Consider the following 18,350-nt stretch of genomic DNA (forward strand, 5'->3'; position numbering starts at 1 on the left):
AATTCTATGTCCTATCTGTAAATTTTTGCAACAAAGACTTTGAGGGACTTCAGAAACCCGGTTTCTTCCAGAAACCGGGTTTCTTAGCTTGAGTGCGATCGCCTAGGTCGAAATGCGATAAACACAGCGCCGCCCACCTGTAACGATATGCTCAGTTCTTTCAACAATAGCATTCTCACCCAAAACAGTTTGGAACATTTCTAGTTCCTTGCGACAAAGCCCCGTACAAGCAGTCGCCGCAGCACAAATAGGACAGTGATTTTCAACAAGTAAAAACGAACCATCTTCCTCTTGTTGAACTTCAGCCATGTATCCTTCATCAGTTCGTTTTGCAGCTAAGGCTTCTACCCGTTCTTGGAGAGATCCATCACGCGGTACTTGCGCTTGATAATCTGCCATTTGTTGGCGAGTTCTAATTTCCAGCAAACGCTCAAGCCCTTCTTCACCAAAAGCTTCTGTCATGGAATGAAGCAGACTGACAGTCAACTCTGCATAGCCCTCTGGAAACAGATGATTCGCAGCAGAAGTTAACTGCCATATTTTCGCAGGTCGCCCCATTGAGCGCTGTTCTTCTTCGTAGGTGACTAGGTTTTCTTCCTGCAATGCATATAGGTGCTGGCGTACCGCCATGGCTGTTACCTTTAAGTAGGAGGCTAAAGCATGAGCGTCCATTGGTCCCTCTTGCTTGAGCAATTTCAAAATAGCCCGTCGGGTGCGGATAGTGGCTGATTTATTGGATGATTCACTCTTCATAAGACTAATCTAAAGAAAAATCTTTAGAAAGTCAACCAACTTGTTTAAGGGATTTCCAAGAAAAAATTCACCAATAGATATCTCCAGAAATGAGGTATCGACCCTGACTGTACAAGGTTTTTATATTCTTTGTCGGAGATGTCTAATCTTGTGGTTGTGGTACGGGCGTCCCCGCCCGTTCTATACTAGTGACGGGCGGGGACGCCCGTACCACAAGAGATCTTTGAAGACTTTTTTATTTGGAAGTCCCTAGGTGTTACAAACACTCGTTTTTCTCTACATTTCACCGCCGCTTTGGTTGACAAAATTCGATATTTCCTGCATACTATATTTAGTCGTACCATATTTGAAAAAAAAATCGATCCGCCTGCGGCGGAAAACGGTAAGAAAAAAGAATAGAGAAAAGGGTTAGAGGGAAAAGTGTAAAGAATTATAAAGTTCTCGCCCCGGAAAGCACCACCCGAAACCCGGCGTTGTCGTACCTGTAGTCCGGATGACCGTCGCTGCGAAACGCCGAACGGCAATTCCTCGGATTGTAGATCCAGGAACCGCCACGAAGCATCCGATTATCATTATCAACAGTTAATTGCCAAGAAGTACTGTTAGAAGGAGCACCCTCATAATTGTCGTGCTTTATATCAGCACACCATTCCCAAACATTACCGTGCATATCAAACAATCCGAAGGCATTTGCTACTTGAAAGCTGCCAATAGGCGTTGTTTGTTTGCGATATTTACCTTTTGGGGCAGAGCCGTAAGAATAGTTGCCGTCATAGTTCGCTAACTCAGGCGTAATCGTTTCGCCAAAGTGGAACGGTGTCGTCGTACCTGCACGGCAAGCATACTCCCACTCTGCCTCACTTGGCAGTTGGTAGTTACGTTTAGTATGTATAGATAGTCTATCACAAAACTCAACTGCATCATACCAACTTACATTTTCTACTGGTCGATCGCCTCCTTTGAATCCAGAAGGATCGGGATCGAGTTCTCGATTCACTTGCGGTAACGCTGCGATCGCTCGCCATTGTGCTTGGGTAATGGGATATTTGCCCATAAAAAACGGTTGAAGGGTAACCTCGTGTTGGGGTCCTTCTCTTTCAGAACGTTCCTCTTCCGTTTCCGGTGAACCCATGAGAAAAGAACCGCCGGGAATTGACACCATTTCTAAAGTAACGCTGTCAGGGAGATATTCTGTAAAGAATTGAGCTTGACCGGGGTGGCGAGCGATCTTTATTTGAGGTTTCTTACGCCGTCCTGACGGTTTTACCACCTCTACTGTCGCTACATCAAATACAAAAGGTTGAAGTGGTGGTAGTAGAAACCCGGTTTCTTGAGGTTGGGTTTCTTGAGATTGACTTATCTCCTGCAAAGCTATTTTAATAACTTCAAATTCACAAAATATATCCAGAGAATCTTTGACAGCTTCAATTTGATTGTAACCAGAAACACCACCATAATTGATTCTGCTTAAATATTTACCATTTTCTGTCTTCAAGCAAATTTTTCCGTTATCTAAAAATGTTACTATGAACAGAGAAGTACTTTCAATAGAGTTGTGTGTAGCGATAATGGGATTTTCAAGATTACTCCAATACTTGTCATTGTTTGCCATCAAGGCAATTCTTTTATTCTGTAAAAATATTAATTTGAAATAACATTCTCTATCAAGGACATCTTTTTCCACTTCAATAGTATTGAGATTTTGATAGCTATTACTAGTAGCTAGATTTAAATATTTGCCATTATCTGCTTTTAAAGCAATAATATCTCCAGTTTGTAGCTGGGTAATAGAGTTTAAAGCTATGAGATGTTGTTCTAATTCTTGAGAGGCTACAGTTGCTGATTTCGCTATAATACCACTGATAATGCTTGCATAATCTATAAGGTTAGGATAAGCGCTTAACTGGGGTGATAATTCTTGTGTAATCTGTAATATGCGTGCCAATTCTGATCCATTTACCAGTCGCAGGCTCGCTCCAGAATGATCCATTTCCAGAACATTTTGAAACTCCTGAAAAATCTCACTCACTACCTCTTGTCGTTTGTCATCCAGATACGCCATTGCAGCCCAACGCTGTACCTGCAACTCTTGCGAACTGATAAATGGGTTGGTTTTATTCAGATGACGTACATAACTAATCAACACGCGAGCCACATCTTGCATCGGCTTTTCACCCAATTCCTGTTTCATTTCCTTTAGCAAGTAAGCCCGAACCGCCGTATCCATTGCGTATAGTTCATACCCTACCTGAGAGCATAAATCGGAAAGTAACAGGTCTACTTCAGCTACCCAAGGCACATTGTCGCTACGGAGAAACTGAATCCGGAGAAAGTTCAGTAGTTCTGGTGTTAATAGCAAAGGTAGTGCAGCATAATACGCTAATCGCTTATAGGACGGTTGAAAACGACTCACGAATCGCTCTACCATCTGTTGTGCTCGTTGTTGTTCCCAAGTATCATCTAAACTCACTTTCTTTCTCCCTATAAATAAGATTGAAGTGGTTGACCCCGTACAATGTCTATAGCATTGCTAAGTCCTTCACGATCCATTGGGAACATGGGAACCAGCAGAGCAATCATCTTAGCCGAAGTGTCCTCCCAGCGATCTTTAGGCATGGGGTTTAACCAAGCAATCAGATTCGTCCACTGTCTAATTTTGAACAAAACATCTGTTGTAGGACGGATGCGTTCCCAGCGACTATAGCCTCGTGCTGCGCCTGCATCGCTAACAATCAGCACGCTAGTATCACTGTCACATTCTGCTAGCACATCTTTTAAAAAGATAGGCAAAGTCATGTGTGCATCCCGATAAACAACAGAAGCCGGAACATTCCGAAAATAGAACACGCCAACGTTTTGGATAGTGCTTTCATACAAAGCTGTTTCCACCAAATCACGGGTAAAACGGTGGAAGGGAACCATCGAGCCATTTTGATCGACGAGCAGTAGCAGGTGGGCATGGTTACACTCACGGCGTTGGTAAACCGGAGCCAAAAAAAATCCCTGTTGTGCTGTTTGTTCCACTGTCGTTTCTATATCCAGCACATCTTGAGGACCATCGGGTTCGGGGCGGCGCAGATACCGCCAAGTGTAAATCATTGAGCGTCGGGATACAGGCCAGTAATTTTGAATTTCAGTTATTTCTTCTGCCTGTTGTTGTGCTGCGGTTGTCATTGGTGCTTGTACTGGCAGTGGAGACAATTTTGATGGTGCAGGTTGCAACGGTACAGGGTTAGGTGTTTGGGGGGAAGCCAGAGGCGATGATTCTTTTTTGAAGTCTGAAGGTTTTTTTGGAGACGGGTTGTTTAAAGTTTCTGATTTAGGAAGAGGTTTGTTTGACTGTGGAGTCAAAGATTCCCAAATCGTCTCGAATTGAACCTGCTGTTCACGAGTCTTACACCATAATAGCTTGAGGGTGTCCCCTAGTTCTGAACCACCCCATCCCCCTCTCAAGGCTTCTTTAGCAGCTAAGTATTCACCTATACCCAAGTTAAACCCTTCGTTGTGCAGGTGGATAAATAACTGACTCAGTTTAATTTCGGGGTCAAGTTCATTCATAGGAATCGGCAATGGCGAGGAGAAACATCATGCATGATAACTTATGCAGCTGGTTCTTGGGCTGGCTGATATTTCTGCCAATCAGCCCTCAGTTTAAATAACAGTTCTCGGTAAGGAGTGCGGTTGTCTTGATACTCTTTTTTAAGAAGTTCTACCGGGTATGGGTTCTCAAACTTTGCCAAAGCTTGCAACCAGTCCAAAAATTCGCTAGTTCCGGGGTTTTTTAATAATCCTCCTGTCTCACGCAATTTTAAAAACTGTTTCGCGGCGGTTTCAACCAAATTTTCAGGCGGAGTTTCCACTTCTGGCGACATCTGATAGTGAGCCTTAACGATTGTCTGTAAACTTTCTACATCTTTGGGAAACTCTATAAAGTAGTAGATACAGCGCCGTAAGAAAGGAGCAGGAAGATTACCTTTTTCTTTATTGCTGGTAACAATAATAATTGGTGTATGCTCGGCTTCGATCGTTTCCTGGGTTTGGGGAATTTCAAACTCCCACGGGTCATCTAAAACTGTCAACAAATCGTTAGGAAAGTCTAAGTCGGCTTTATCAATTTCGTCAATCAACACGATTGCTGGTTGAGGACTTTGGAACGCTTTACCTAAGGGTCCAAATTTTCGGTAGCATTTGGGATCGCTGGGATCGCGTTTAGAACTTTGCGCTTTACCTGTCGAATTGTTCTCCACATCCTTTATCTGTACATCTTGCAACCTCAAGATGGCATCATATTCATATAATCCCTCACTAGCTTTAGTTGTAGAGCGTATATTCCAACGGTAAAAAGGCAATCCTAGTTCATATGCTACTGCACGAGCCAACTTGGTTTTGCCACATCCTGCTTCCCCCTCTAATAATAAAGGTCGCCTGAGATAAATAGCTAAATTGACTGCTTTTTTTAGCTTTGCATCAGCAACATATGGTTCAGCCGTCTGGGGAGATTCTTTATGGGCATTTTTAGGTCTGTTCTCTGGAGTTCCTTGAAATATGAGTTTGCTGTCTTGTGTCATATATTTAAGATTTTTTTAAGTTTAATAGAGCCGCCAGTGAGAAACCCGGTTTCTATATTTTACATTTTTGTCGATCCCCCTAAGGCTCTTGTCAGTTGTCCCATAAGTGCAACAGACGCTTCTGAAGGTTTGCCTTTACTATGTTTATATACAAATTTAGCAATCTGCTCTATATCTTGCTTTATATCTTCAGATCTTATAAAAGCGGTTAACCTAGAATGGTCAAGTAACCAGTTTTCAATTTCCTCTTGTTTCCATTTTTTTAACTTTAATTCAAAAATTTTCTCACAACTAAATTTTTGTTTTGTCGTCTTATATTCTAGTAAAATTTCTTTTGATACTTGATCGTCTAAAGTCATAACAATGACTACCCTTAAATTAATGAATTTTTGATTCTTGATTTTTGAAATTTCGCCAAGTAATAAAGACCAAAAATCCTTAATAAGCCAATTAAAGAAGTCCGGCAATTTATTATCTGTTTGACTTATATTTAATTCTAGAAAAATAATACTTGACTCAATATATGAATTACAAATTGTTTCGATAACTAGTTGAGAATATTTTTCTATGTCAGCTAAAGGTTTTATCTTTAGTTGTTCACCTAATCGGCTTAAAAAAAGATTTGGATTTACATCTTGAGGTTTTAAAAAGCCAATAGGCTCATAACGTTTCAGTGGAATATTGGTCATATTTAACTCTTCTAAAATACATCTAACACATAGCCTTCCTTGCATTGCAAAACTATCTTGTAACAAAAAAAAGGCTGCTTTTTCTATATTTCTTAACTTATCTATAATATCTTTAAAATCTTTTCTTGCCTCAGAAAAGTCAATACAATGTAGTTTGTCTTGCCAATGTTTATCATATTGGTTGTAGTCAGGTTGAGAAGGCTCTAATTGCTTGATTTCATCATTGATTTTTTGAATACGCTGATAGACATCCTCAAGTTGCATATCTAATTGAACGCGATCGCCTGCATTAATTGTAAAACTTAACTGCTGACTTAATTCTTGGTATTGCTTTTCCAATGCTTGATATTGTTTTTCAAGTTCTTCTCGCTTTAACTCATCAGGAGAACGAAGTGTTTGCATTTGTCTAATATAAAGTAAAATGATTGGCTAGTGCAGTGAAAATTGGGAAATTGACCCTAGTTACTAGAGCAGTAATCACAAAAACCCGGTTTCGTCGAGTTGAGCATACGAGATATCAAGCTTTCCGATAGAGAGAACCCGAGTTTTTTGCCTCCTTTTTGAATACTGTACTGGCTCTCTAGATATCATTGTTGATTCGCTAACTCGGTGTTTAGAAACCCGGTTTCTCAAAGAAACCGGGTTTCTTAGAAATCTGACAAGCTACCCAACTCATCGCTGAGTTTCTTCAGACGCTGATAGACATCCTCAAGTTGCATATCTAATTGAACGCGATCGCCTGCATTAATTGTAAAACTTAACTGCTGACTTAATTCTTGGTATTGCTTTTCCAATGCTTGATATTGCTTCTCAAGCATTTGTCTTCTTATCTTTTCAGGACTTTCTGGAGGTTTTGGAGATAGTCTTATCTCTGAATGTGTTGTCGTGTCCAAATTATCCGCAGAACTCAAACTAAAATTTTGTAATTGGGGATTTCCCGGATTAGCTTTTTTTGCTGTTTGTAACAGTTCTTTTATTTTTCCTCGAGCTTCAGCCCATTGAATAAGTTCAAACACAATTTCTTTATAGTTACTACCACAAACTATTTGGTTTAAATTCCAATCCAACTCATAGCTTAGCATCATCTCTAAATCATTCTTTCTAGGGAAAGCATCAATTAAAGCCTCACCAAACTGTTTCTTTTGTGTACCTACTAAATTCATAATTTTTACCTTTACAGGGTCAGGGATAGGTATCGGAGGTTGTGTCTTCTCTTCTGCTTGAAATAATTGACCATTAGGTACGCGCATGAAGATAACAGGTGTAGCAAAATCATGTGTCCGATATTGTGTTGCACTCAAAGCGATCGCTAAAGTAGTCCGCATCTACCCACATCGCTTCATCCAAATCGTCTAAAAAAGCAATTTGCCCAACTTCTTGGTTGTTTTGATTTTCTAAACGACCATGACCAATGAAGTGAAAAATGAGGGGTTTTTGAGCTAACACAGCATCCATAGCTTCAGGGTAAGCTTGTTGAACAATTGGGAGTAACTCAATCCTTTGCGATAAGTGTAGTAAGTTAGGTTCATAATAAATATTTGATAAAACTAAATAAACCGCACAAGCTGAAAAAGCGAGACTTTAGAAACCCGGTTTCTCAGTTTTGATGCACGGACTGCGATAGAAGCTTTTTTGGCTCCAAGTCTTTTCTACACAATTGCCATTGCCCATTCCGAACAGATAAGAAGTTTTTGTGTCATGTGTCATATTTTATGACGTTGCGTGTACCTTGTTCACTTTTTTTTCTGTGCTCTCCCAATTTCTTGAGCCAATACGAATTTAGGTTAACATCAAAAAACGTAAAATCAAGAACCCCGGTTTCTCGAAGAAACCGGGTTTCTCAGGCTACGCAGCAGCCTAGAAACTCTTATTTTTAAATAGGTTCAACCATTTATCAAAAATCGTAGTTATTCAACCAGTCTGTTTAAAATAACTTGGGCGCGATCGCGAACATTTTCTACACCATTAGCTAACCGATAAAATACTTCCCATTCATCAGCACTCACTTTTAAGTACAATTTATAACTATTAACAGATAATCTTAATTGCTGACTATTGAAATGTGAAACTTTTAAGTAGCATCCCCATGTTTCAGGAGAGCAAATTTTGACTTTCCAAGCAACATGACTAAAGTCGTATACAATGACTTCACCTACATACTGCTTGATTTTGTACCGACTATCATTAAACAATTTCTCGGCATCTTGACTTATTTCTCGACTCAGCTTACACGCATCTATAATATTCATAATTTCCTCGTTGTAGTTGATTCAAAAACAAATTTATAATCTCAAAAACCCGCTTAACTACTTTATCGGCGAGCTAGACTTCACATACAATTGATTGATTACCATCTTCACTTATTGAAAAAGAAACTTTAGCATTGATAGGACAAGTCTCAACCTCACCTGTTCTTCGGATTTCTATTGACTCAGAAAGAACGCAACCGTTAAAAATACCCTTCTCTGTAAAATCAATAGGCTGTCCTTCTTTGCAAAAGAAGTAGCTATTATTGACCCGTATTTCTGTATTTCTGCTTAAAATACATTCCGCAAGTGAGTTATTAGAATGATAACTGGCTGTACCTGATTGGCAAGCAACTGATGCTAAGGCTGGAAGTGAGTAATTTATACATATATAAAATAGTCCTGTAGTTGTTAGAAATATTATTAATAAAAACTTTTGCATAAACTCGTTCAGTAAATTTTAAATAAAATATGGCACATTATTTAAGTAATTAATAGAGTATAATTACATAAAATTTGAAACCTGGAGTCAGAGGAAAACCCGGTTTCTGTCTGCGATCGAGCTTGATATCTCGTATGCGTACAGACTAAGCATGGCTAGTCTTTACAAAGAAACCAGGGTTTTTGCCTTCTTTTTGACTACTGTAGTGACGCTCTAGAACTGCTCTTGACATTTACCTTGTGCGATCGGATGGAAAGGAAAGCCATTCAATTGCCTTAGGGTCACAATTTGGGTCACCAATATAACATTTGGTCTGTTTGTGAATTTGGCTGAATATTGCTGCGACCAGTACGAGAGTTACCAACAATAGCAACATATTTTCAACAGACTTATTTTTTCCTGCAGCCATAGCTTCTACGTTCTATCGGTGAAGCGATGATAAACGAAGTTAAGACTGCATTCTGTTATTTACTGACTATGCGGGCTGGTACGCGTGGTTGGCTCAAGGGTAATTACAAGTGGAGTGCTGGTGGAACTATTTGTTAAAATACTTACAGAACTCAATACCAATTTGGGATGCAATGGATTTGGCAACGTTTGGTGCTGGTTGTTTTTGGGGTGTAGAAGCGGCATTTCGTAAGGTAAAAGGTGTTGTCTCAACCTCAGTTGGCTACATGGGGGGTCATTTTCCCAACCCTTTGTATCTGGACGTGTTATCAAGAATAACAGGTCACGCTGAGGTCGTACAGGTAGAGTATGACCCGCAACAGGTGAGTTACGACGAGCTGCTAGAGATATTTTGGAATATTCACGACCCTACAACACTTAACCGTCAAGGACCAGATCGAGGTGAACAGTACAGGTCTGTTATCTTTTTTTACAATGCTCAACAAGAAGAAACTGCGAAACACTCAAAGGCAAAGCAACAGCAGTCAAGCAGATTTGATAAGGATATAGTAACGGAGATTGTTCCTGCAGGTGAATATTACTTAGCGACTCCAGAGCATCAGCAGTATCTTGAGAAAAAGGGACGCGCTGAATGAAAGCGTCTTTACATGACTGGAAATTTGACTGACAGACCAAAAAACCCGCAGCATTGTACATACTGCCACAGCAAGGTATTCAATAAGTTGATGGTAAAACCTCAGAAAATCCTTATTTTTTTTTGCTACTTTTCAAAGTGTGATTTTCTTAAGATATCCCGCCCACAAAGCGGGCTTTTTTTTGTATTTTACACGACTTAGCCTGAATTCACTATGTATTTTTACTAAGTTGGTCAGATCCCCGACTTCTTCGAGGATACTGTTGGCGAATGGGGGGTCAGACCCCCTATGTGGAATCAGAATCTAGAATCAGAATGGGAGCAACTGCTATAAAGTGCGGGCGTGCCCTCTTGACAAAAACATCTTTTATCTGACTGATGCGATGGTGGTATGGGGGATGTGCGCTCAACCCCATGCGGTAAACAGGCGATCGAACATCACCTCACCCGGTAAACAGGCGATCGAACATCACCTCACCCGGTAAACAGGCGATCGAACATCACCTAACCTGGTAAACAGGCGATGCCCTTTGAAAAAGGCAGCCCACAAAGGGTGGGCTGCTGTGGAAACTACATTGGTGAAGAAATATGGGGTTATGGACTTTGATGAGAGAATCAGGGGGTTTTGACTTCCATTCGTGTCCTTTGAAAAGTCAGAATGAAAAGATGACAACAGAAGTCAGTGGTGAGGTCTGAGTATGGTACTGCATCCAAAAAATCAATGGGAGATACCACAACAAACAGTGCAAGTAGCACGTGCATCGTTCCCCAAGGGTAATATGTATATGCATATGTATGATGAGATCGGAAGTATCTACTCTGATAGAGAGTTTCAAGAGCTATTTCCGGCGGTGTGTGGTCAATCAGCAATATCACCAGGAAAGTTAGCCTTGGTGACGGTGATGCAATTTACAGAGGGATTAACAGATCGTCAAGCCGCAGATGCAGTCAGAAGTCGGATAGATTGGAAATATGTGTTGGGGTTAGAGTTAACAGATTCGGGATTTGATTGTAGCGTTTTGAGCGAGTTTCGCCGCCGATTATGTGAGCATGGATTATCGAACAAACTGTTGGATTTAATGTTGGTGAGGTTTCAAGAAAAAAAACTCATCAAGCAGCGTGGTAAGCAACGAACAGACTCAACTCAAGTGTTAGCAACAATACGTCAAGTTAATAGGTTAGAGTTAGTGGGAGAAGCATTGAGAGCCGCGCTCAACGAAATTGCGGCGGTAGAGCCAGAATGGTTAACTCTGATTATTAGTGAGAGATGGTTTGAGCATTATAGCTGGAGATTTGATAATTATCGATTACCAAAAAGTCAAAGTGAGCGGGAGGAGTTAGCGCTAAAAATAGGATTTGATGGGCATTATTTACTGCAAAAAATTTGGTTTGGCTCAAGCGAAAAAAGAGAATTGCAGCAACTCGAAAGTGTAGAAATCTTAAGACAGATATGGATTCAGCAGTATACATTTAATACCAGTGGATTAGTCTGGCGAAATCCTGACAAAATCGGATTGCCACCGAATTCGATTTGTATAGAATCCCCCTATGATATAGACGCACGTAATAGTAGCAAGCGAGATATCAATTGGACAGGATATAAAGTTCATTTCACAGAAACTTGTGATGAGGAGACCCCAAATTTCATCACTAATGTAGTGACGACAACTGCTACCACTCCAGATGGGGAAGTAACTTCGGTAGTTCATGAGCAACTGGCTGCCAAAGATTTGCTCCCACAAGAGCATTATGTGGACGCGGCTTATGTGGATGCTTACCAATTAGTAGAAAGCCATGAAAATTATCAAATTTCTGTTGTTGGTCCTGTGGCTATGAATAGGTCGTGGCAAGCCAAATTAAACACGGGTTTTGATGTGAGTGCCTTTATCATTGATTGGGACAAACAAGTTGTTCAATGTCCAATGGGTTCAAGCAGTCGCATTTGGCGTCCAACTCGTGATTGCAATCACAATCCCTTAATTGAAGTTGTCTTTGACCGTAAGACTTGTGAGAAATGCCCAATGAGAAGTGATTGTACCAATGCTAAAACTGCGCCGCGAAAAATTAAGTTGCGACCGCGTGCGGAATTTGATGCACGTTGCGGAGCGTCGCCAACAACAACAAACTCCAGAGTTTCAGCGCCGCTACGCACGTCGCGCTGGTGTTGAGGGTACGATCTCTCAAGGCATTGTTCGATTTGATTTGCGTCGGACTCGATATTATGGACTAGTGAAAACACATCTACAGCATATCGCCACTGCTTGTGCAATTAATTTAGCTCGTTTTTTTGCTTGGTCAATTCGTCCAACTAAAGCTTTGACTCGCAAAAGTTCATTTGCGGCCCTGCGTGCTGAACTGGCTTAATTTATCACTGACCAGAAATTCCATCAGCACCAAAAAATTAGCTGATTACATAAATCAAACTATTGAAAAAATCACGCCAAACCCAATTTTTTCTCATTTAATTCAGCAATGAAAACATTCAGACATTCATACCTGTTTGGTCTAATTTCAATTGCCTAGTTGGTAATGCCGACGTTTTGTGGGCTGCCCAATGATATCATGTCCGGTTGCATACCCATAGTTGGGACTGACGCGGAGACACGGAGACACGGGGACAAGGGAGAAATTTTTATTATGGGCAATTAGCCGAACTTGATATGAAAAGTAATACCCCCTCCTCAACGGTAGCCACCTACCTTCACATGAGTTGGGGGTCTTAAACCCAACGAACCCGGTACAGGGCAGAGGACAGGAGCCAGAATTCCCGAATACACTCCCCAGTATGCAGAGCCACACCGTGCGCTCGCTCCGGTCGGCACTAAAACTTGTATCTCTTGCTAAACAAGGGTTTCCCGATTTGAAACCATTTCATTCATGGCTATTGCTTTTCAAATGGCATCGCCTGTTTACCGGATTGGGTGATATCCGATCGCCTGTTTACCGGATTGGGTGATGTCCGATCGCCTGTTTACCGGATTGGGTGATGTCCGATCGCCTGTTTACCGCATGGGGTTGAGCGCACATCCCCCATACCACCATCGCATCAGTCAGATAAAAGATGTTTTTGTCAAGAGGGCACGCCCGCACTTTATAGCAGTTGCTCCCATTCTGATTCTAGATTCTGATTCCACATAGGGGGTCTGACCCCCCATTCGCCAACAGTATCCTTCGAGAAGTCGGGGATCTTGTTACCGCTTCTAAAAGTTTGGACAAAGCTACCCACAAGTAGATAAATCTGTACAAACCCAACTCTACGGTATAAGTTCGCTCAACTAGAAGTGCCATTTGGCTTGGTTCCCTTGCCCCATGGCTTAGGTTCCTTGACCACTAATCCCCAGTTAGAGATACTGAAATTAATTCAGTACGAGACTTAAAAATGTATTCAGTTTTTAACAATTAGTTTGTGCTAAGTGTTTCAAGGTTTTCACACCAAGTAAGCTTTTGCATCCCGCACTAATCAAGCGTCTGAACATAATACCTCAATATCCCTAAAAAGTCAAGCTTTGGGTAAAGGTGTATCGGTTTCAATTTACAGTTTATAACCCCTCAATAAAAAATAAAGAAAACTCTTTACAAAGTCCATCTAGTTGTTTAAACTGAATTTATAAAGAAAAATCTTTAGAAAAGAACTACCAGTAGGATAGTTCTGTTTCCTGGACTGGCTGGTCACGCGATCGCCATGAAATTTCCCATATCCCTATCCAGTGCTATGAATGATAGAAGTCTTTACTTAGCAGCAGCACTTATTGGTGGCGCTGTGTTACCTGTTCAGGTTGCTCTTAACACTCTTCTGAGACGTTATGTTGGTCAACCAATGCAAGTCACTTTTATTTCATATCTTGCTGGCACTCTTGCATCGCTTGCTATTTGTTTCTTTGCCCGCTATCCAAGTCCTAGTTGGGCTTTACTATCTCAAACCTCTTGGTGGATGTGGGTAGGGGGTTGTTTGGGAACTCTCTATGTCTGGTCAACTATTTTTGCCACACCTAAAATTGGAGCAGCACTGACATTGGCACTAACAATTGCCGGACAGATGATTGCAGCGCTTTTTCTGGATCATTATGGTGCGATTGGGTTGACTAGATATCCAGCTAGCCCATTACGTATTGCAGGCATCATGTTCGTGATTATTGGGGTTTCTTTGGTTGCTGCTGCTAAAAAGTAGTACGATTTTGGATTTTGGAAGCTTAGTTATTATTACCATAAAACGGCTATGACACAAACATTTGACACCACAACAAGTAAAGATCGTTACGTTCGAGCTGCTTCTGTTGCAGATGTTCAAGCAACAGGTAGCGTGCTGATTCATATAGAAAAGCACGCGATCGCACTTTTCTACTCAGACAACAAGATTTATGCGATCGATAACCGCTGTCCCCACATGGGTTTTCCCCTTCATGGGAGTACTTGCAAAGATGGAATCGTGACTTGTCCTTGGCACTATGCTCGCTTTGATTTGGCAAGCGGTGGAACATTTGATTCTTGGGCAGATGATGTCCGTGCCTTTCCTGTAGAAATTCGGGATGGTGAAGTGTGGGTCAATTTGTCTCCCCAAGTCGATCCTACAGTTCATCAACGCCAACGGCTTCAAGATGGATTGGAACAAGGCATTTCCCTTGTCATTGCCAAATCTGTGATAGCTTTGTTAGATATGGGGGCAAATTCTACTGAACCCTTCCGACTTGGATTGGAATTTGGCACTCGTTACAACAAAGAAGGTTGGAGTACGGGCTTAACCATGCACACCTGCATGATAAACTTATTACCCTACTTAGACGCAGAAGATCGACCCCTCGCCCTTTATCAAGGACTTTCAGCAGTAGCCCGTGATAGTGGAGGTGCGCCGCCTCACTTTGTGGTTCATCCATTACCCAATTCCAGTGTTGACCTGACTACCCTCAAAAACTGGTTCCGCCAATTCATTGAACGGCGGGATAGTGAAGCAGCAGAACGTTGTGTCATATCTGCAATCCGTATGGGTGCAGAGAAAAAGCAGATAGCAGATATGTTATTTGCGGCAGCAACTGACCATCGTTATATTGATGTCGGTCACACGCTTGACTTTATAAATAAAGCATTAGAAGCGCTGGATGCTGTAAATTGGCATGGAGCGGAGAAAGTTTTAGCGAGTTTGATTTCCGGCTTAGCAAACGCGACTCGCATGGAAGAGTCAAATTCCTGGCGTTATCCAGTGGATTTGGTAGCCATTTTGGAATCTGCATTTGACCAGTTGCCTGCTGCTTTAAAGGAAGGACAACTCCAACAGGGAAGTTGGTCAAATCAAGAACAGTTGATTCCTATTCTTTTGGGTGAAAATGCCCAAGCAATAGCCGATGCATTGTTAACAGCTTTGCGAGAAGGTTGCACTGAGGAGCAATTAGCAAGTGTTGTCACTTATGCTGCAGCCCTGCGTGTTGCCCGATTTAATACCAATAACGATTTTGGAGACTGGGACACAGCCCACCATCCCTTTACCTTTGCCAATGCCGTTCATCAAGGATTGCGGCGTGTGTCTTCATTTGAGTTACTTCGAGGCGTGTTTGATGCAGCAATGAGCGTATATCTCAACCGTTTTTTGAACGTCCCACCAGCCCGACTCCCAGAGCCTAAAGACTCAGTAGAAAATCCAGAGGAATTGCTCAAACAACTACCGGAGTTGTTAGATCGGCAACAGCAAGTCAACGAAGTTGGTCGGTTAGTTGCTCATTACCTGTATAGTAGCGGCAAACCAGAACGGTTGATGGCAGTGCTTGGTAAATTAATGCTGCGAGAAAATCGAGATTTCCACGTGATTCAGGAAATAGAAGCGGCTTTCCGACAGTATTCTTTATTGGGGCAAACTCCTGCTGGTATTCACGTACTTATAGCCGCCTCTAGGTATTTAGCAGCACACTCACCGACAATGCGATCGCAAGCCCAAACCTATCAAATGGCGCATCGGTTGCACAAAGGCGATCGTTTGTTTGAAGATAAGGAGTAGGATTTAATAAAAAAGTCTCCAAAAATCTCTTGTGGTACGGGCGTCCTCGCCCGTCAGCAAGCAGGGGCGGGTGGGGTAAATTTGGGAATTATAAGTAATTAAGCGGACATAATATAACTCACCTTTTTACTCCCTTCTTTTATCGTAAGCGATTATCTGGACATGATATCAATTGCTGATATGACATTTTCTACGGATTGTAAAGATTGTTCGATTTTTAACCTTGTATGTTAATATACTTGTTTTTGGAGTGTGTGTGCTTGGGCATATTCTTTGATATTTGGGAACCCTAAACATTAACAGGTTGGGTTACGGATGATGGTAAGGTTTAAAAGTCAATTGGTCAAAGAGCTGTTCTGCCACTCACTGACTCGTGACATACTCCTCAGTATGGGGCTAAGAATTTTAGCTGTCGTGATTGTCTCGGCGGGCCTCAGCTACTTCCATTTGATGTCAACACTGCAATCCCAAACCCGCGAACAACTACAAAAGTATGTTCTGGAACGAGGCAAGCGAGAAGAAAGCCTGTTTAAACTAGCAGAAGATAATCATAAAATACTGAAACAAGCATTATTAAAACGACTAGAAAACTTGGGGAATCAAGACCCACGCGATCGATTTAACCAGTTATTCTACTTATGGTCTGATGGTACAAGACGTAACTTTCTAGAGAACCAGCCTGTCAAACAGTTCGATAGCGAGCAGTATCCCTCTGTCTTCATCGGAAAACAAGTCCCGAACACGGCGGACATTCGTCGCCGGATGCTGGTTTTTTATGAATTGACAAAAAGTTATGGGCCAGCCTGGAGGAATCGTTTTGTCGATACCTATATTATGGGACCCGAAAACTTTGTGGCCAATTACTGGCCGACTGTGCCTTGGGGAATAGAGGCGAAGGCGGATATATTCATGCCCAATGAGGAGTATTTTTACGTTTCTGACAAAAAACACAATACTGTCAGAGAAACCGTATGGACAGGTCTTTATTTTGATACTGTGCCAAAACTTTGGATGGTTTCTGTCGAAACACCAGTAGACGATCGCCTTGGCAATCACATTGCCACCATCGGGCATGATATTATTCTCAATGAGTTAATGGAACGCACCGTCAACGAGCATCTACATGGAACGTATAACCTGATTTTTCGCAGCGATGGGCGTTTGATTGTTCATCCCGATTATATGCCTCAGATTCAGAAAAAGCTGGGACAGTTCAACATCCTGGAGTCAGGTGACGCACATTTGCAGCGGATTTTTCATGCGGTCAAAACTCTGCGATCGCAGACACTGGTGATTGATAATTCCAATGACAATGAATATCTGGCTGTAACCAGACTGGATGGTCCTAATTGGTATTTTGTGACTGTCTACCCCAAATCGCTGTTAACAGAAATTGCAGCTAGTAACGCCCGTTTTGTTCTCAATGTAGGATTAATTGCCCTGCTACTGGAAATCTTGTTGTTGTTTTCTGTCCTGTACAAGCAAGTTACAATTCCCTTAAATAAACTACTTATTGCCACTGATCGGGTTTCGGAAGGAAATTTTGAGATCGATCTAAATACTAAGCTACCTAACGAATTGGGTCACTTGGCAACTTCTTTTACCAGCATGGCTAGTCAACTGCATGAGTCTTTTATGCTATTGGAGAAAAGCAATGAAGAACTGGAAGTTCGAGTTCAACATCGAACAGCCGAATTATCTCAAGTCCTTCAGGATTTGCAACAAACTCAGTCTCAATTAATCCAAACTGAAAAAATGTCAAGCTTAGGACAGCTAGTCGCAGGTGTTGCTCACGAAATTAATAATCCAGTCAACTTTATTTACGGCAATCTGACTCATGTTAACAGCTACACTCACGATTTACTGCAATTAATCGACCTTTACCAACAACAATATCCCTATTCGACAGCAACAATCCAAACTGCAGTGAAAGCCATTGACTTGGAATTTCTCAAACAAGACTTTCCCAAACTGCTCAGTTCCATGAAAGTAGGAACAGAACGCATCCAGAGAATCGTACAATCGCTACGCAACTTCTCACGTTTGGATGAAGCTGAGTTTAAAGCAGTAGACGTGCATGAGGGGATCGAAAGTACGCTGCTTATCCTGCAAAACCGCCTTAAAGCACAACCAAACTTGGATGGAATCGAAGTCATTAAAGATTACGGTCAGTTACCCCTGGTTGAGTGTTACCCAGGCCAGCTGAATCAGGTTTTCATGAATCTTTTGTTAAATGCGATCGATGCATTAGAAGCGTCAACATTCAACCAACAACCTTCAATTAATCACAAATTACAACAAAAAACCAATCCCGCAATTTGTATTGTTACGCAAGTCTTGGCAGACAATACCATCTCAATTCACATTATTGATAACGGCTCAGGAATGGATGAAAAAGTACAAGCGAAGTTATTTGACCCCTTCTTTACCACCAAACCAGTCGGCAAAGGAACTGGCTTAGGCTTATCCATTAGTTATCAAATTGTAGTGGGCAATCACAATGGCAAGCTGTACTTTCATTCTGCACTAAGACAGGGAACTGAGTTTGTCATAGAAATTCCAGTTCATCAGCCCGGTCATAACCATCCGTGAGAGAATTTATCAGCGAAAAGGTACTAGACTGGCGC

The 18,350-nt window shown here is 41.6% G+C and carries 16 protein-coding genes and 1 pseudogene; 7 read left to right on the top strand and 10 right to left on the bottom strand.

All coding sequences use genetic code 11. The features are described 5' to 3' along the window. Positions 1-102 precede the first annotated feature (102 nt). The 10 genes from WA1_RS07390 to WA1_RS56725 form a co-directional block, all read right to left on the bottom strand. The gene (locus WA1_RS07390) at positions 103-753 is read right to left on the bottom strand and encodes a helix-turn-helix transcriptional regulator (RefSeq protein WP_017747930.1); all 651 of its coding nucleotides are present in this window, start codon (positions 751-753) and stop codon (positions 103-105) included. Positions 754-1,183: 430 nt separating this feature from the next. Further along, on the bottom strand, positions 1,184-3,223 hold the full coding sequence (locus WA1_RS54770) for an SUMF1/EgtB/PvdO family nonheme iron enzyme (protein ID WP_017747931.1): 2,040 nt from the start codon (positions 3,221-3,223) through the stop codon (positions 1,184-1,186). A gap of 11 nt (positions 3,224-3,234) precedes the next feature. Beyond that, positions 3,235-4,311 carry a hypothetical protein gene (locus tag WA1_RS07400; protein ID WP_017747932.1) on the bottom strand — a complete coding sequence of 359 codons (1,077 nt, stop codon included), beginning with the start codon at positions 4,309-4,311 and terminating at the stop codon, positions 3,235-3,237. A gap of 41 nt (positions 4,312-4,352) precedes the next feature. Further along, a complete protein-coding gene (locus WA1_RS07405; RefSeq protein WP_017747933.1) occupies positions 4,353-5,321 on the bottom strand; it encodes an AAA family ATPase in 969 nt (322 codons plus the stop codon). 59 nt (positions 5,322-5,380) lie between these two features. Next, the gene (locus WA1_RS07410) at positions 5,381-6,412 is read right to left on the bottom strand and encodes a hypothetical protein (RefSeq protein WP_017747934.1); all 1,032 of its coding nucleotides are present in this window, start codon (positions 6,410-6,412) and stop codon (positions 5,381-5,383) included. Positions 6,413-6,657: 245 nt separating this feature from the next. Beyond that, complete coding sequence (locus WA1_RS07415) at positions 6,658-7,335, bottom strand: effector-associated domain EAD1-containing protein (RefSeq protein WP_148662647.1); 678 nt, start codon at positions 7,333-7,335, stop codon at positions 6,658-6,660. Continuing rightward, positions 7,283-7,465, bottom strand: coding sequence for a hypothetical protein (locus WA1_RS07420; RefSeq protein ID WP_017747936.1), 183 nt, complete (start codon positions 7,463-7,465; stop codon positions 7,283-7,285). Before WA1_RS07420 ends, WA1_RS07415 begins: the two co-directional genes overlap by 53 nt. Before the next feature lie 452 nt (positions 7,466-7,917). Then, positions 7,918-8,259, bottom strand: coding sequence for a hypothetical protein (locus tag WA1_RS07425; RefSeq protein ID WP_017747937.1), 342 nt, complete (start codon positions 8,257-8,259; stop codon positions 7,918-7,920). A 73-nt stretch (positions 8,260-8,332) separates the two neighbouring features. Next, the gene (locus WA1_RS07430) at positions 8,333-8,698 is read right to left on the bottom strand and encodes a hypothetical protein (protein ID WP_017747938.1); all 366 of its coding nucleotides are present in this window, start codon (positions 8,696-8,698) and stop codon (positions 8,333-8,335) included. A gap of 232 nt (positions 8,699-8,930) precedes the next feature. Next, a complete protein-coding gene (locus WA1_RS56725; protein ID WP_158516607.1) occupies positions 8,931-9,107 on the bottom strand; it encodes a hypothetical protein in 177 nt (58 codons plus the stop codon). Positions 9,108-9,279: 172 nt separating this feature from the next. Here WA1_RS56725 and msrA point away from each other — a divergent pair, with 172 nt between their 5' ends. The 7 genes and pseudogenes from msrA (at position 9,280) to WA1_RS59500 (ending at position 18,315) form a co-directional block, all read left to right on the top strand. Then, on the top strand, positions 9,280-9,741 hold the full coding sequence (gene msrA, locus WA1_RS07435) for a peptide-methionine (S)-S-oxide reductase MsrA (RefSeq protein ID WP_017747939.1): 462 nt from the start codon (positions 9,280-9,282) through the stop codon (positions 9,739-9,741). Positions 9,742-10,075: 334 nt separating this feature from the next. Continuing rightward, positions 10,076-10,225: a hypothetical protein gene (locus WA1_RS56730; RefSeq protein WP_158516608.1), complete on the top strand. Its 150-nt coding sequence runs from the start codon at positions 10,076-10,078 to the stop codon at positions 10,223-10,225. Positions 10,226-10,438: 213 nt separating this feature from the next. Beyond that, positions 10,439-12,104: pseudogene (locus tag WA1_RS07440) on the top strand (IS1182 family transposase). A gap of 591 nt (positions 12,105-12,695) precedes the next feature. Continuing rightward, the gene (locus WA1_RS54775) at positions 12,696-12,878 is read left to right on the top strand and encodes a hypothetical protein (protein WP_148662648.1); all 183 of its coding nucleotides are present in this window, start codon (positions 12,696-12,698) and stop codon (positions 12,876-12,878) included. Positions 12,879-13,452: 574 nt separating this feature from the next. Beyond that, positions 13,453-13,908 carry a DMT family transporter gene (locus tag WA1_RS07445; RefSeq protein WP_017749408.1) on the top strand — a complete coding sequence of 152 codons (456 nt, stop codon included), beginning with the start codon at positions 13,453-13,455 and terminating at the stop codon, positions 13,906-13,908. Between the two features lie 48 nt (positions 13,909-13,956). Next, positions 13,957-15,723, top strand: a complete 1,767-nt coding sequence (locus WA1_RS07450) for a Rieske (2Fe-2S) protein (RefSeq protein WP_017749407.1) — start codon at positions 13,957-13,959, stop codon at positions 15,721-15,723. Between the two features lie 450 nt (positions 15,724-16,173). Beyond that, positions 16,174-18,315, top strand: coding sequence for an ATP-binding protein (locus WA1_RS59500; RefSeq protein WP_017749406.1), 2,142 nt, complete (start codon positions 16,174-16,176; stop codon positions 18,313-18,315). Positions 18,316-18,350: the final 35 nt, after the last annotated feature.

Origin of the sequence: Scytonema hofmannii PCC 7110 (assembly GCF_000346485.2) — a bacterium.
GTDB lineage: Bacteria > Cyanobacteriota > Cyanobacteriia > Cyanobacteriales > Nostocaceae > Scytonema > Scytonema hofmannii.

Bases quoted from the DNA above. Each gene is read 5' to 3' on its own strand.
- WA1_RS07425 (WP_017747937.1), bottom strand. From the start codon at position 8,259: ATGAATATTATAGATGCGTGTAAGCTGAGTCGAGAAATAAGTCAAGAT.
- WA1_RS56725 (WP_158516607.1), bottom strand. From the start codon at position 9,107: ATGGCTGCAGGAAAAAATAAGTCTGTTGAAAATATGTTGCTATTGTTG.
- WA1_RS59500 (WP_017749406.1), top strand. From the start codon at position 16,174: ATGTCAACACTGCAATCCCAAACCCGCGAACAACTACAAAAGTATGTT.
- msrA (WP_017747939.1), top strand. From the start codon at position 9,280: ATGGATTTGGCAACGTTTGGTGCTGGTTGTTTTTGGGGTGTAGAAGCG.
- WA1_RS07430 (WP_017747938.1), bottom strand. From the start codon at position 8,698: ATGCAAAAGTTTTTATTAATAATATTTCTAACAACTACAGGACTATTT.
- WA1_RS07410 (WP_017747934.1), bottom strand. From the start codon at position 6,412: ATGCAAACACTTCGTTCTCCTGATGAGTTAAAGCGAGAAGAACTTGAA.
- WA1_RS07405 (WP_017747933.1), bottom strand. From the start codon at position 5,321: ATGACACAAGACAGCAAACTCATATTTCAAGGAACTCCAGAGAACAGA.
- WA1_RS07400 (WP_017747932.1), bottom strand. From the start codon at position 4,311: ATGAATGAACTTGACCCCGAAATTAAACTGAGTCAGTTATTTATCCAC.
- WA1_RS07450 (WP_017749407.1), top strand. From the start codon at position 13,957: ATGACACAAACATTTGACACCACAACAAGTAAAGATCGTTACGTTCGA.
- WA1_RS07415 (WP_148662647.1), bottom strand. From the start codon at position 7,335: ATGCGGACTACTTTAGCGATCGCTTTGAGTGCAACACAATATCGGACA.
- WA1_RS07420 (WP_017747936.1), bottom strand. From the start codon at position 7,465: ATGGATGCTGTGTTAGCTCAAAAACCCCTCATTTTTCACTTCATTGGT.
- WA1_RS07445 (WP_017749408.1), top strand. From the start codon at position 13,453: ATGAATGATAGAAGTCTTTACTTAGCAGCAGCACTTATTGGTGGCGCT.
- WA1_RS07390 (WP_017747930.1), bottom strand. From the start codon at position 753: ATGAAGAGTGAATCATCCAATAAATCAGCCACTATCCGCACCCGACGG.
- WA1_RS54775 (WP_148662648.1), top strand. From the start codon at position 12,696: ATGTCCGATCGCCTGTTTACCGGATTGGGTGATGTCCGATCGCCTGTT.